This is a genomic window from Rhizobium hidalgonense (assembly GCF_005862185.2).
Lineage (GTDB): Bacteria > Pseudomonadota > Alphaproteobacteria > Rhizobiales > Rhizobiaceae > Rhizobium > Rhizobium hidalgonense.
In genome coordinates this window covers 3,497,623-3,511,029 of sequence record NZ_CP054027.1, presented here as the reverse complement: position 1 = coordinate 3,511,029, position 13,407 = coordinate 3,497,623, and the positions used below count along the sequence as shown (strand labels likewise).

Genomic DNA, 13,407 nt, shown 5'->3' with positions numbered 1-13,407 from the left:
ATCGTCACTTGCCCCGGCAGCGGCATGGGTCTCTCTTCTCGACCCAAGGATTTTACAACTATTTCAGGTCTTTCGAATGCTGGTCAATTAGGATGATATGATCTAGGTACCTGATTTCAAACGCATTTGCCGATCGTTAAAATGCGGGCGTTTTCATTTACCACTGATGAAGACCTGCAATGTCATACCCGCCCGACGCGCTGATTTGGCATGATGCCTGCCCGCGCGAACGATAAGAACGGGAACGACATGGGCGTGGAAAGCATCGATCGGATCGGCTTGCGCAGGAAGCCGAAGCAGGAGCGCAGTATCCAGAGGCTGGACCTCATTCTTGCCGCCGCCGCCAAAATCATTGCCGAAAAGGGCGTTAGCGCCATGCGGATGACGGAGCTCGCCGTCGCCGCCAAAGTGCCGATCGGCTCGGTTTACCAGTATTTTCCCGAAAAGGCGGCGATCGTCAAAGCCTTGTTCGACCAGCACGCCTTGGCAATCCAGGAAAAGACGGAGGCGATGTTCGCCGACGTTCAGACGCTCGACCAGGCACTCGACACCGTCTGCGACATTATCGACTGGTATTACGAGTCCTATCATGATGATCCCGTCTATCTCGGTGTCTGGATGGGAACGGAGACCGACCAGGATCTGCTTCAGCTGAATATCGAGCATAGCGGCCGCGTTGCCGGCATCTTTCATGAGGCCGTGCGTCGGCTGGCCCCGCACCTTTGCGACGAAGAGATGTATGCGCGCACTTATCTGTTCAGCCACTTGATCGGCGCCGTCATCCGGCTTGCCGCCGTCAGCGACAAAGCCCTGGCGCGGCGCATGCTCGATGAGTGGAAACGCGCCATCCGCGCTTCCCTTTTCGCCGCAACCGCTCAGCGCGCCGCCTGAGCTCTTACCTCATACTTCTTACCAGCTCGGCACCATATTGGCGGCTTTCAGCCGTGGATAAAGGCGTGCCTGGGCGGATTTGACATCGGCCTCCAGCGTGTCGTCGACGACGGCAGGCGTGATATTGTCGAGGCAGGCGGTGATATGCGCCGTGATCGCGTTCATCAGCGAGAGCGAAACGCCCGGCCGCTTCATGATGCCGATCTGCACCGGCGGCAGTGCGGGAAAGCCGTCCGCCTGGCTCAGCACCTTCATGCCGGTGCGCAGCGCCGATTCCGGCATCACCGAGACTGCCATGCCGGCAAGCACGGCAGCGGCAACGACGGTGCAGGACCAGCTGGTGAACAGGATCTGGTGTTCGCGTCCCACTGCGTCGAGCGCCGAGCAGGCAAGCTGGCGCCACTGGCAATCACGCCGGCCGACGGCCAGCGGCACCGGCGCGTCGTCGCGGATCGGATGGTTGGCCGAACCCACCCAGCAGAGCGGCTCGGTTCTGACGACGTCAGACATTCGCTCGCGCGGATTGTGGGTGACGAGCGCGATGTCGAGTTCGCCCTTATGCATGCGCTCGGCCAGATCCACCGAGGGCTCGCAGACGATGTAGAGTTCGACATTCGGATGGGTCTTGGCGAAGCGGCCGATGATTTCGGGCATGTAGCGGTCGGCATAATCGTCCGGCGTGCCGATGCGCAGCGTGCCCTCGAGCCTGTTGTCGTCGAAGGCCGCGATCGCCTCATTGTTGAGGCGGATGATACGCCGGGCGTAATTGAGCAATTTTTCGCCCTCGACCGTCAGCCGGTTGCCGCGTCCATCCTTGATGAACAACTGCTTGCCGATGCGCTCCTCGAGACGGCGCATCTGCATGGAGACGGCAGATTGGGTCTTATAGACCCTGTCGGCCGCCTTGGTGAAGCTGCCGGAATCGACGATGGCGATGAAAGTCTGCAACTGGTCGAGATCAAGAGGCGCGGACATGGTGTCACCCATAAAGATAGCTGATGATAATCATTAGAAACATTCGTTGGACTGATCAATAGGTCTTTGGCATCTTCGGGATGCAAATCAAAGCAAAGTGAAGGACAGACACCCTGCCTGTCCAAGCGGAATTCAGCTTGCTCCTTCCCGCACGACCTCGCGGGAGGGTCGGTTGCGTTGCGCGGAGATCTGAAACGTTACAGCGCCCTTTCCACGTCTGAAGGACGCGCGGCGCTGTACAGAAAGGAGAGTTCAATGCGCATGACAGACCAGACACTCGAACTCGATTGCGACAAGCCGACCCCGACGTTTTCCCAGCGTCTGGCGGCAGGTCTCGCACCGTTGGCCTCTCTCTTTCGCGTGTTCCGCAATCGCATGGAGATCAACGCGCTGCATGATCTGAACGACACGCAGTTGAGGGATATCGGCCTCACCAGGGCCGATCTGACCTCCGCGTTCCTGGCGTCGACCTTCTTCGAGGACCCGTCGGAACATCTGACCCGCTCGGCGCGCAATCGCTGGCGCCTGTCGCTCTTCCGCTCCTACCAGGAGTAGGAATGTCGAGTTTCCCCGCAGGGTGATAGCCAATAGCCCTGCCGCTTGACCCGGTGATCGGCTTTTCCCAAGCCATCTCCGGGTTTTTTTACGCCTTGGATTCCGGCGGCTTCGGCCGATAGGTTTCGAAGATCGCTTCCAGGTTCCTCTGGTAGGTCTTCTGCACTTCCAGCCCGCTGTCGAACATGGCGTTCAATATTTCGCCATAGCTGTCTGCCGCGGCCTTCGTCTCTTCCTTCGGCGCCTCGGGCGTCTTGGTTGCCGGCTGGGCCGCCGGTTGCTGTCCTAGCCCACCTATCATCTCCTGGAAGGCCTTGGCGAAGGGATTGTCGAGGAAGGGGTTCGGCTGAGGTGCCGGCTGAGCCTTCGGCACCGAAAACATCTGCTGCATCGCCTGCGTGAAGGGATTGTCGAAGATGCTGGGCTGCGCCGCCTTCGGTTTCGGCGCGAAGCCGGTACTCTGCAGCCATTGCTGGATGGTCTCGGCCATCGCCGTATTGACGAAGGGGTTGACCGGCGAAGCCATCTGGCCAGTCGTCTGTTTGAAGAGCCCGCCCATCAGCGTATCGGCCAGCACCGGCAGCATCCGCTTGTAGATATCCTGGCCGATGCCGGTCATCTGTGCGGCCTGAGCGGCGACCGCGCGCGAAACCTCCTTGGAGCCGAAAAGCTGGGCAAGGATATTGTTGCCGTCGGAAATGCCCTCGGGCGTGAAAGCCCGGCTCATATCCTCGAAATAACGCGCATAATTGCCGGAGGAGACGGCCTGCATCAGCCCGACGAAATCATAAGGGTTGCTGGTGCTGCGCTTCAGGCCGGCTGAGAAGGCCGGCATCAATGCCGCCATCGCCTTGGTCGCCTGTTCCTGGGCCAGGTTGAACTGCCGGGCGATTGCCTCCATCGCCGCGCCGTTCTGCGCCTGCATCATCATGTCGAAGAGTGGCAGCATGGAGGTCCCTTTCCCCGAGTCGTGACGCTGGTAACGCCACTATATCCGGAAATGGTAATGTGCAAACGGCTTTTTGCCATAAGAACTTAAACCAATTTCAGCGAAAGTGCCGTGCGATTTTCCGAGTTGGAGAAAACCCCAGGACAGGCTCAGTACTGATAGTCCTCGAAGACCGGTTCGACGGAGCCGTTCCAGCGGCCGTGATAAAGGGACAGCAGATCCTCGGCGAGCGTCGCCTTCTTGGCGAGCACCTCGTCGAGCGGCGCCAGGAAGATACTCTCGTCCTGGCCTTCGCGATTGAGCCTGCCGCGCGCCTTGAGGCCGGCCCTCGATATGCCGACCACTTCGCGCGCCGTGTCGAGCAGTGCATGTCCGCGAAACTCGGCCTTCAATCCTTGCGCCGGAACGGCATCCCGCAATGTGCCGATCTCGGCAAGGCTCCAATCCTTCGTCAACTGGTCGGCGGCATCGAGAGCCGCATCGTCGTAGAGCAGGCCAACCCAGAAGGCCGGCAAGGCACAAATGCGCCGCCACGGGCCGCCGTCGGCGCCGCGCATTTCGAGGAAACGCTTCATCCGCACGTCGGGGAAGAGCGTCGAAAGATGGTTCGTCCAGTCGCCCATCGTTGGCGCCGGATCAGCGACCTCGACCTTCAAAGCGCCATTCATGAACTGGCGGAAAGTGACATGGGTGCAGTCGTGATAGTGCCCGTCCCGGACGATGAAATACATCGGCACGTCGAGTGCCCATTCGGCATAGTCGCGGAAGCCGAAATCGTCGCGGAAGGTGAAATCGAGCAGGCCCGAGCGCTGATTGTCGACATCGCGCCAGATATCGCCGCGCCAGGACAGCAGGCCGTTCGGCTTGCCCTCGGTGAAGGGCGAGGATGCGAAGAGGGCGGTCGCCAGCGATTGCAGTTTCATCGAGACGCGCATCTTCTGGCGCATGTCGGCTTCGGAGGAGAAATCGAGATTCACCTGGATCGTGCAGGTGCGGTACATCATGTCGAGACCCTTGGTGCCGACCTTCGGCATATAGCGGGTCATGATCTCGTAGCGCGATTTCGGCATCTGCGGGGTTTCAGCATAGGTCCATTTCGGACTGCCGCCGATGCCGAGGAAGCGGATGCCCATCGGCTCGGCGATGTCGCGCAGCGTCGCCAGATGCTGGTTCGATTCCCTGCAGGTTTCGTGGATCGTTTCCAGCGGCGCGCCGGACAGTTCGAACTGCCCGCCTGGCTCGATCGAGATCGCGCCCATGCCGCTCTGCTCGGCAAGGCCGATGATGTTGCCACCGTCCATGATCGGCTCCCAGCCGCTTTTTTTCTGCAGGCCGGTGAGCAGGGCGGAAATGCTGGCGTCGCCGAAATAGGGAACCGGGCTGTTGTCGGCACGGAAGAAGGCGAATTTCTCGTGTTCGGTGCCGATCCGGAAGCGCTCCCGCGGCTTGTTGCCGGCGGCGATATAATCGGTCAGATCCTGAACCGAAGAGAGCGGTGTCTGGTCGGTGGTGTCGCGGGCCATGCGGGGTACCTGTATTCAAAAAGGCGCCCAGGGGGCCGGGCAGCTGGAAGGCTGATTAGGACCCAAGCCACGTATGTTGCAAGTGAAATTCTTTCAATGACGCATCAAAAAAATAGCAGCAATTTCCATGTCCACCCGTTTTCGCCGTCAGCGCCAGTCGCCGATCGCCGCCTGCACCACCGCCAGCGCCGCAACGGCCGCGGTATCGGCCCTGAGGATGCGTGGTCCGAGCGGAATGGCGGTGACGAAATCGAGGCTTCGAAGCCGCGCCCGCTCCTCTTCGGAAAAGCCACCTTCCGGCCCGACGAGCAAGGCGAGATGCCTCTCCCGGATCGCCGACAGCACCGGCAGCGGGTTCTGCCCGGCATCGCCTTCGTCGCAATAGATGATGCGGCGCTCTTTCGGCCAGCGGTCGAGCAGGTCGAGAAGCCGCATCGGCTCGGCAACTTCGGGAATGCCGAGAACGCCGCATTGCTCCGCCGCCTCCACGACATTGGCGCGCAGTTTGTCGAGATTGGTGATCTTGCCCTGGACGTGCTGGGTCATGACCGGCTGCAGCAGACCGGCGCCCATTTCCACGGCCTTCTGAACGAGATAATCCAAGCGGCCGACCTTGAGCGGCGCAAAAAGATAATGCAGGTCGCAAGGTGCCGGCTGCGGCCGCGTCTCTTCGATTGCTGTTAGCTGAATGCGTTTGCGCGTGGGGAAGGTGAGGGTTGCCTTCCACTCGCCGTCACGGCCGTTGAATAGCAGGACCTCGCCGCCTTCCTGCATCCTCAGCACATTGGCGAGATAGTTGAATTGGTCGACATTCACCTCGAGGGCGACACCGCGGGAAAGCGGCGCGTCGACGAAAAGTCGTTGCATGCGGAAATTGGCGCGCATTAAAAACTCGCGGGTTCCAGAGAATGATGCCGAAAAGTGTGAGCGGTTTTCGGACGACGTCATGCTCTAACGCTTTAATTTAGAACAGGATTCAGATTTTAGGCCGAGCAGGCCTAAAATCATCCTGTTCTAGACGAAGAGCGCGAACATAACCCAATAAATCACTGCCGCAAGCGTTGCCGAAACCGGCACGGTGATGATCCAGGCGGCGATGATCGTCATGAAATGCGAGCGGCGCACAAGATAGCGCCGTCGCGTCTCGTGGACGTTCGGCTCTTCCGGTTCGTCGATATCGAAGCTCTCGGCCTTGCTCCTGATATAGGTGATGCGGCGCTTCGAATGACGCGTATACCATTCGCGGAAGAAGCCGACACCGAAGACGGAACCGACGGCGATATGGGTGGTGCTGACTGGCAGGCCGAGCCAGGAGGCGACGATGACGGTGAAGGCGGTCGACAACGCGACGCAACAGGCCCGCATCGGATTGAGCTTGGTGATCTCCTCGCCGACGAGGCGGATGAGGCGCGGCCCGAACAGCAGCAGGCCGACGGAGATGCCGAAGGCGCCGATCAGCATCACCCAGAGCGGCGGGTGGCCGATGCTGTCACCGCCGCCGACGCCGACTGAGTGGACGATCGCCGAAAGAGGCCCGACCGCGTTCGAAACATCGTTTGCCCCATGCGCGAAGGACAGCAGCGCCGCAGAGCCGATGAGCGGCATCCGGAACAGGACCCGCAGCGAGCTGTTGCGGTTTTCGAGATTGCGCGCCTGGGCGAGAACGAGCGGCCGGGCGGCAAGCCAGCTGACCAGCCCGATGCCGATGCCGATGAGGATAATGGTCAAAGACGGATATTTGCCAGGGGGCGACAGCTGCAGCACCATATAGGCCATAAAGCCGCCGGCCATCACCGCGACCAGCACCGGCACCCAGAGCCGCGCGGCGGCGATCTTGTCGTCGCGATAGATGATCAGCGTCTTGACGAGATAAAGCAGCCCGGCCGCGATCAGCCCGCCGATCAGCGGCGAGGTGATCCAGCTCGAGGTGATTTCCACCATCACCCGCCAATTCACCGGGTCCGGCCCGACGGCTGCGATGCCCGCGCCGATCACCGCCCCGACGATCGCATGGGTGGTGGAAACCGGCGCGTTCATCCAGGTGGCGAGGTTGATCCACAGGGCCGCGGCCATCAGCGCCGCCATCATGATCCAGCCGAGCAATGCCTGCGGCACCTGGACGGCGTCGACGATATTCGAGGAAATCGTCCTGACGACTTCGCCACCGGCGATCGTGGCGCCGAGAACCTCGAAAATCGCAGCGATGACCAGCGCCTGGCTCATCGTCATGGCGCGCGCCCCGACGGCGGCACCGACATTATTGGTCACATCATTGGCGCCGATGTTCATCGCCATGTAGCCGGCAAGGGCTGCCGCCGCCACAACGAGCACCGCTCCCGGCCGGTCGAACACATAAACACCGGCAAACAGCATGGCCAGGCCGACGAAGATCAGCCCGACACCGGGCGCCACCAGCCGCCGCAAAACATGTTTCGCCGCGTCCTCGGCACGGGTTATCTTGTCGAGGTCTTTGTCGAGCGTGCGTTTCGTGAGGACTGTGGGGCGTGGCGGCATTCTTTTTCCGAGGGATGAAATCTGCTTCTACGCCACTTTCCTAGCAGCGCAAGATGGCAGGATTCATTCCGCCGGAATTTGCTTTCCCGCAGATCCCTGCTTTACCGCCTGGGCCGAAAGCCTCTCGGTCAGCTTTCGTTTGAAAGCTAGGAAAAGGCCGCGCAACTCCGGCTCGCGCACACGCCCCGCGGCCTCGTCAAACGAGACCCATTCGATGCGGCGTTCGCCCTTTTCCTTGAAGTTCTTCGCCATCTCGGTGACTTCGATCGCATAGACCTGCACCTTGCAGGCCACCTGCACACCGTCGCGCAGGATTTTCGAGTAGCTGTAAGCGCCGAGCGTTTCCGTCTCGACCGCGCCGCGGACGCCGGCTTCCTCGAAGGCCTCCTGGGCGGCGACCTCATGGGCGCATTTGCCCGTCATCGGCCAACCCTTGGGAATGACCCAGCGGCCGGTGTCGCGGCTCGTCATCAACAACACTTCGACATCGCCGCTCTTCTTCTTCACCCGATAGCAGATCGCACCATATTGCTGTCGCGGCGGACGCCGGAACATCAGTTGGACATCGGATGCCAATCTGGCGAGAAGAGTCAATTGTCGGGTCACCTTCACAATGGTTGTTAGGAATCACTCATATACGTGTATCACGAAATGATGACACAATCCAAAAGAGCCACGGGACGATCCGAAACGCGGTTCGATTGCCGTTCATAGGGGAGTCGAAGTCGGACAGGTTCGGAAAACCCGTCACGCCCTGTCTCGAATGCGTCACGTTGCACAGGTGTACAATATTGCGTGCTCTTGCATATCGTTCAATGGCAAGATCAAGTGATCCACTATCATTTAGAATTGTGGTAATCATGCGTCTTCCACCGCTCAATGCCATCCGCGTCTTCGAGGCCGTCTGCCGCCACGGCAGCATCGTGAAGGCCGCCGAAGAGCTCAACGTGGTGCGCGGCGCCGTGCGGCAGCAGATCGCCACGCTTGAAAATTACGTCGGTCGCAAGCTTTTCACGCGTGACGGCCGCAGGCTGGTGCCGACCGTGCAGGCGAGCGCCTTTGCCGCCGCTGCGGGCGCGGCTTTCGATATCCTGCAACGTGCCGCTTCGGAGCTCGAAGGCACGGTGCCGGGCCGCATCCGGCTTGGCGTGCCCTCTGCCTTCGCGGTCTGGTGGCTGATGCCGCGCGTGGCAGGCATGCAGGCAAGTCTCGGAGATATGGCGATCGACATCGTGCCGATGACCGTGGTGGAGCCGCTGCAAATACACCCGGAATTGGACGCTGTGATCATGGGAGGCGAATATCGGCCGGCGGCCGGGATTACCGCCCTGCGTTTCATGGAGGACGAGTTCGGCCCGGTCGCCACGCCTGCACTTGTCGCGGCCCTATCTGGTGACCCGGCGGCGATGGGCGCGCTGACGATGCTCGTCAGCCGCAGCGTTCCGAAGCTCTGGGACGAATGGTTTGCCGAAAGCGGCACGCCGCCGGTCACCTTTTCCCGCGTCCAAGAATTCGAGGATCTGCTGTTGGCGCTCGGTGCTGCCCGCTCGGGGCTTGGTGTCGCTCTGGCGCCACGCGCCTCGATCGAAGACGATCTTCAACGCGGGCATCTGCTGGCGCCCTACGGCTTCATCACCCGGCCGTCGGGCTATTGCCTCTGCTGTCGGACGCCGGATGCCAGACGGCAGGCCTTTGCAGCTCTGTCCGGCTGGCTACTTCAGTGCGGGACAGGGACTTGAAAGGACAGATTTTCTGCCCCTTCGCCAGAATTACTTCCATATTCGCATCCCTATTGCTCCGCTAAGAACGGTGCGACCATGGCAACAGAGAAGAGATGATGGAAAAGACCGCAACCCGCATCGACTGGATCGGCGACAGCTGCCGGCTGCTTAAGGCGACGGCGGCTGAATTCGAGCGGACGCGTCCTTTCGAGGGCTTGGCGATCGGCACCGGCATCCATCTCGAGCCGAAGACGGTGGCGCTCCTGATGACGCTGCGCGCCGGCGGCGCCCGTCTCGTTTGCACCGGCAATCTCAACAGCACCCAGCCGTCGACGGTCGAGTTCCTGCGCTCTGAGGGCATTACGGTCTTCGCCACGCAGACGACCGATCCCGCCGCCCATCATCAGAGCCTCGAAGCGGTTATGGCCGAAAAGCCGGATCTGCTGCTCGACAATGGCGGCGATCTGTTCGCGATCGCGGCGGACAAACCCTACGCCAATCTCCGCGGCGGCACCGAGGAAACCACCTCTGGCCGCACCCGCCTGCTGCCGCTGCGCGAGCGCCTCGCCATGCCGATCCTCGTCATCAACGACAGTCCGATCAAGCAGTTCGCCGAAAACAGGCATGCCGTTGGCCAGAGCCTGTTCGAAAGCTATCTGCGTTTCACCAACCGCTCGACCAACGGCAAACGCGTGACGGTGTTCGGCTACGGCGCCTGCGGCAAGGGCACGGCCGCCTGTTTCCGCAATGCCTTCTCGACCGTCAGCGTCGTTGATATCGATCCGGTGACGACGCTCGAAGCCCATCTCGACGGTTTCGCCACACCGCTGCGCGAGGTGGCGATCGGCTCGGCCGATATTCTCGTCACCGTCACGGGGTTTGCCGGTATCGTGACGGCAGCCGACCTGCCGCTTTTAAAGGACGGCGTAATCCTGATGAATGGCGGCCATTTCCCGCAGGAGATCGATGTCGGAGCCTTCCGCTGCCATCCCGATATCACCGGCATCGACCGCTACGAGGCCGATCATATCGAGACTTTCCATCTGAGCGACGGCCGCTCTTTCCATGTGCTCGGCGGCGGCCACATGGCCAATCTCGCCGGCCCGCGGTCGCTCGGCAACACGGTCGAATCGATGGATCTCGGCTTCACCCTGCAGGCCCGCTGTCTCGAGCGCGTCGCCAGTGGCGAGGCCGGCCCCAATTCCTGCGTCGTGCCCGTGCCCGGGGATCTCGACGCGATGGTGGCGAACGCCTATCTCGAACTGGCGCGCTAATCGCGCCGACGAATTACGACCCGTCGATCTCGACGACGAGCTTCCCGTCCGCCTGCCGGTCGTCGATCAGCTGGTGCGCCTCATTTGCATCTGCAAGGGTGAAGCGGCGCGGGTCGAGCTTCGGCATCACCTTGCCGGCTTCGGCGAGCTTCGTCATCTCCCGCATGATCTCACCGTGATGGGCGCGCCCTTCGCCGGTCAGAAGCGGCAGCAGCGTGAAGACGCCGGAATAGGTGGCGGCCTTGAAGGAGAGCGGTGCCAGCGCATGGCTTCCCCAGCCAAGGCAGCTCACGACATGGCCGAACTGGCTGACGGCTCGGAATGCCGTATCAAGCCCCTGGCCGCCGACCGTGTCGTAGACGAGATCGAAACCCTTGCCGCCGGTATGTTTTGCGACATAATTTTCCACCGTTTCCGCGTCACGATCGATCGGTGTTGCGCCAAGGCCGGCGAGATAGTCCGCTTTCGAAGCGCCGTCGACCACATAGGCCTTGGCTCCGGCAGCCTTGGCGATCTGCGCGACGATATGGCCGACCCCGCCGCCGCCAATCACGAGAAGCTTCTGGCCAGCCCTGACCCCGGCGCGGTCGACCAACCCTTCCCAGGCGGTGATCGAGATCAGCGGCAGGGCGGCCGCCTCGCGCATCGACAGATTCTGAGGCTTCGGCGCCAACAGCGCGGCATCGACCGCTGCAAAGTCGGCAAGCGATCCCTGAACGCCGCCGACCCCGCCGGTCATGCCGTAGACCGCGTCGCCGCGGCGAAAACCGCTGACGCCAATTCCGACCTCTTCGACAACACCTGCCATATCGATACCGACAATGGCGGGAAGCGGATGGCGGGCATGAGCCGCGTTGCCGGCCCGGATCTTGAGGTCGAGCGGATTGACGCCGCTTGCCTTTATGCGCACCAGAACCTGGGCTTCGCCGGGCACCGGCCTTTGAAGATCTGCGATGCGCAATGGCGAATTCGGCGATTCCGCCAGCAGTGCTTTCATCGTTGATTGAACGGGCATGGAACTCTCCTTCGTTCGCGGTGCGGCGCCTGCAGCGACACCGCAATTGGCATGGAAGAAAGATGCTTCATTGAAACTCGAATGAAAATGAAAGATAACGACTGAAGTCCATGCATTTTCGTTTGGTGGATGCGAGCGATGGAATGGAGCGACCTCAAGCTGTTTCTGGCGATCGCGCGGTTCGGCACGCTGGGGGCAGCAGCCCGCAGCCTCGGACTGACGCAGCCGACGATGGGCAGGCGGCTGCGTGCCCTTGAAACCTCTCTCGGCCAGACACTCTTTCAGCGCACCACCGATGGCTTCGTCCTAACGGATGAAGGCGCGGCCGTATTCGCCGGCGCCGAACGGATCGAGGAGGAGGCGCTCGCCGTCGAGCGTGTCCTTGCCGGCGGCAGCAGTCAGCTCGATGGTTTTCTCAGGCTGTCCTCATCCGACTGGTTCGGCGCCCATGTGCTTTCGCCGGTGCTGGCGGAATTCTCGCAAGTCCATCCGAAGGTGGTGGTCGAATTATTGACCGACAGCCGGCTTCTCAACCTGTCGCGACGAGAAGCCGACCTGGTCTTCCGCATCCAGCCCTTCACGGAAGCGGAGATCATATCGCGCAAGCTCATCCATATCGAATATGGCCTTTATATCGGCCGCGGTGCGCCTCACCCCGAAACCGGCGACGGCGCGGGCGCCCGCCTCGTCACCATCAACGAGGCTTTCGGCGACATGCCGGATGTCGGCTGGCTGCAGCGCCTGTTGCCAAATGCCGAGATCGTCATGCGCAGCAACAGCCGTGATGTGCAGGCGGCGCTCTGTGCCAATGGAGCCGGGCTCGCCGTTCTGCCGCGGCCGCTCGGCGATTCGCATGCCGCAATCGAACTGGTCGATCTCGGCGAGCCGCCGCCCGGCCGCGACACCTGGGTCGGTTATCACCGCGACATGAAACGCCTGGCGCGGCTGCGCGCCTTGCTCGACCTCGTCATCGAGAGGCTGGCGCGCTGAACATCAGCGTTCCCAGTAGGGAACGGGTCCGTACAGCTCGGCCAGATAGTCGATGAACAGCCGCACCTTGGCCGGCAGGAATTGCCGGCTGGGATAGACGGCCGACAGCGCCACATTGTGCGAGCCCTCATAGGCGGGCAGCACCTGCACCAGCCGGCCGGCCTTGAGTTCTTCGCCGATATCCCAGGTAGAGCGTAGCGCGATGCCGAGGCCGGCGATGACCGTCTCGCGGATCACTTCGCTGGAATTGGTGATCAGCATGCCTTCCGGCCGCAGGCTGATCATTCCGTCCGGCCCGTTCAGCCGCCAAGTGTCGCCATTGTGCGCCGGCAGGCAGCGGTGATGTTTCAGATCGCCGATATCTCCAGGCTCGCCATGCGCCGCCAGATAATCCGGCGAGGCGCAGAGCAGCCGGCGCACTGGCGCCAGCCGCCGGGCGACGAGGCTCGAATCGGTCAGTTCGGCGATGCGGATCGCCAGATCGAAGCCGCCGCCAACGATGTCGGAGAATTCGTCGGTCAGCACCAGGTTGATCGCCAGTTCCGGATTCGCTTCCATGAACGCCTTCAAATGCGGCGCGATGTGCATGCGCCCGAACGAGGTCGGCGCCGAGATTTTCAGCGTGCCGTGCATCTGCGCCGAGCGGCCTGATATATAGAATTCCGCCTCTTCAAGCCCGGCGAGGATGCCGAGGACGCGGTCGTAGTAACCCTGTCCGGCTTCCGTCAGCGAGATCTGCCGCGTCGTACGCTGCAAAAGCCGGGTGCCGAGCCGGTCCTCCAGCCGCTTGATCCGTTTGGAGACGACGGCGGGAGAAAAGCCGAGCGCCCGCCCGGCAAGCGACATGCTTCCCGTCGAAACGACCTTGGCAAAGATTTCGAGATCACCCAGATTGGTCATAAGGTTTTGAGACTTTTTCCTCTTTTGGCATAAGTGCTTAGCATTTGCGCCAGTTTTGGGAAAGTGCTAAGCCGGTTCATCGGCGGCGGGAGGTTCGTGG

The 13,407-nt window shown here is 61.7% G+C and carries 13 protein-coding genes; 5 read left to right on the top strand and 8 right to left on the bottom strand.

Features of this window, described 5'->3' with window-relative positions:
* Positions 1 to 249: 249 nt before the first annotated feature.
* The gene (locus FFM81_RS17025) at positions 250 to 891 is read left to right on the top strand and encodes a TetR family transcriptional regulator (RefSeq protein WP_138385058.1); all 642 of its coding nucleotides are present in this window, start codon (positions 250 to 252) and stop codon (positions 889 to 891) included.
* 18 nt (positions 892 to 909) lie between these two features.
* Here the strand turns inward: FFM81_RS17025 and FFM81_RS17020 are convergent, their stop codons facing one another.
* Positions 910 to 1,866: a LysR substrate-binding domain-containing protein gene (locus tag FFM81_RS17020; protein ID WP_003588350.1), complete on the bottom strand. Its 957-nt coding sequence runs from the start codon at positions 1,864 to 1,866 to the stop codon at positions 910 to 912.
* Positions 1,867 to 2,121: 255 nt separating this feature from the next.
* Here FFM81_RS17020 and FFM81_RS17015 point away from each other — a divergent pair, with 255 nt between their 5' ends.
* The gene (locus FFM81_RS17015) at positions 2,122 to 2,421 is read left to right on the top strand and encodes a YjiS-like domain-containing protein (RefSeq protein ID WP_025415412.1); all 300 of its coding nucleotides are present in this window, start codon (positions 2,122 to 2,124) and stop codon (positions 2,419 to 2,421) included.
* Between the two features lie 88 nt (positions 2,422 to 2,509).
* Here FFM81_RS17015 and FFM81_RS17010 read toward each other — a convergent pair whose 3' ends face one another.
* The 5 genes from FFM81_RS17010 to FFM81_RS16990 form a co-directional block, all read right to left on the bottom strand.
* A complete protein-coding gene (locus FFM81_RS17010; RefSeq protein ID WP_003570116.1) occupies positions 2,510 to 3,370 on the bottom strand; it encodes a DUF937 domain-containing protein in 861 nt (286 codons plus the stop codon).
* A gap of 149 nt (positions 3,371 to 3,519) precedes the next feature.
* The gene (locus FFM81_RS17005) at positions 3,520 to 4,893 is read right to left on the bottom strand and encodes a glutamate--cysteine ligase (protein WP_138385059.1); all 1,374 of its coding nucleotides are present in this window, start codon (positions 4,891 to 4,893) and stop codon (positions 3,520 to 3,522) included.
* Between the two features lie 147 nt (positions 4,894 to 5,040).
* A complete protein-coding gene (locus FFM81_RS17000; RefSeq protein ID WP_025415415.1) occupies positions 5,041 to 5,778 on the bottom strand; it encodes a 16S rRNA (uracil(1498)-N(3))-methyltransferase in 738 nt (245 codons plus the stop codon).
* A 129-nt stretch (positions 5,779 to 5,907) separates the two neighbouring features.
* Positions 5,908 to 7,407 (bottom strand): inorganic phosphate transporter, encoded by a 1,500-nt coding sequence (locus FFM81_RS16995; protein ID WP_003570111.1) that lies wholly within the window; start codon positions 7,405 to 7,407, stop codon positions 5,908 to 5,910.
* Between the two features lie 63 nt (positions 7,408 to 7,470).
* Positions 7,471 to 8,001, bottom strand: a complete 531-nt coding sequence (locus FFM81_RS16990; protein ID WP_025415417.1) for an NUDIX hydrolase — start codon at positions 7,999 to 8,001, stop codon at positions 7,471 to 7,473.
* 266 nt (positions 8,002 to 8,267) lie between these two features.
* On the opposite strand from FFM81_RS16990, the gene FFM81_RS16985 reads away from it, so the two are divergent.
* Together FFM81_RS16985 and FFM81_RS16980 are read left to right on the top strand one after the other, a co-directional pair.
* Positions 8,268 to 9,146 (top strand): LysR substrate-binding domain-containing protein, encoded by an 879-nt coding sequence (locus FFM81_RS16985; RefSeq protein ID WP_138385060.1) that lies wholly within the window; start codon positions 8,268 to 8,270, stop codon positions 9,144 to 9,146.
* A 98-nt stretch (positions 9,147 to 9,244) separates the two neighbouring features.
* Complete coding sequence (locus FFM81_RS16980; protein ID WP_097534852.1) at positions 9,245 to 10,402, top strand: adenosylhomocysteinase; 1,158 nt, start codon at positions 9,245 to 9,247, stop codon at positions 10,400 to 10,402.
* A 13-nt stretch (positions 10,403 to 10,415) separates the two neighbouring features.
* Here the strand turns inward: FFM81_RS16980 and FFM81_RS16975 are convergent, their stop codons facing one another.
* On the bottom strand, positions 10,416 to 11,417 hold the full coding sequence (locus FFM81_RS16975) for a zinc-dependent alcohol dehydrogenase family protein (RefSeq protein WP_138385061.1): 1,002 nt from the start codon (positions 11,415 to 11,417) through the stop codon (positions 10,416 to 10,418).
* 138 nt (positions 11,418 to 11,555) lie between these two features.
* On the opposite strand from FFM81_RS16975, the gene FFM81_RS16970 reads away from it, so the two are divergent.
* Entirely contained in the window at positions 11,556 to 12,407 is an 852-nt protein-coding gene (locus FFM81_RS16970; RefSeq protein WP_003570103.1) for a LysR family transcriptional regulator, read from the top strand.
* 3 nt (positions 12,408 to 12,410) lie between these two features.
* Here the strand turns inward: FFM81_RS16970 and FFM81_RS16965 are convergent, their stop codons facing one another.
* Positions 12,411 to 13,307, bottom strand: a complete 897-nt coding sequence (locus FFM81_RS16965; RefSeq protein WP_138385062.1) for a LysR family transcriptional regulator — start codon at positions 13,305 to 13,307, stop codon at positions 12,411 to 12,413.
* Between the last annotated feature and the right edge of the window lie 100 nt (positions 13,308 to 13,407).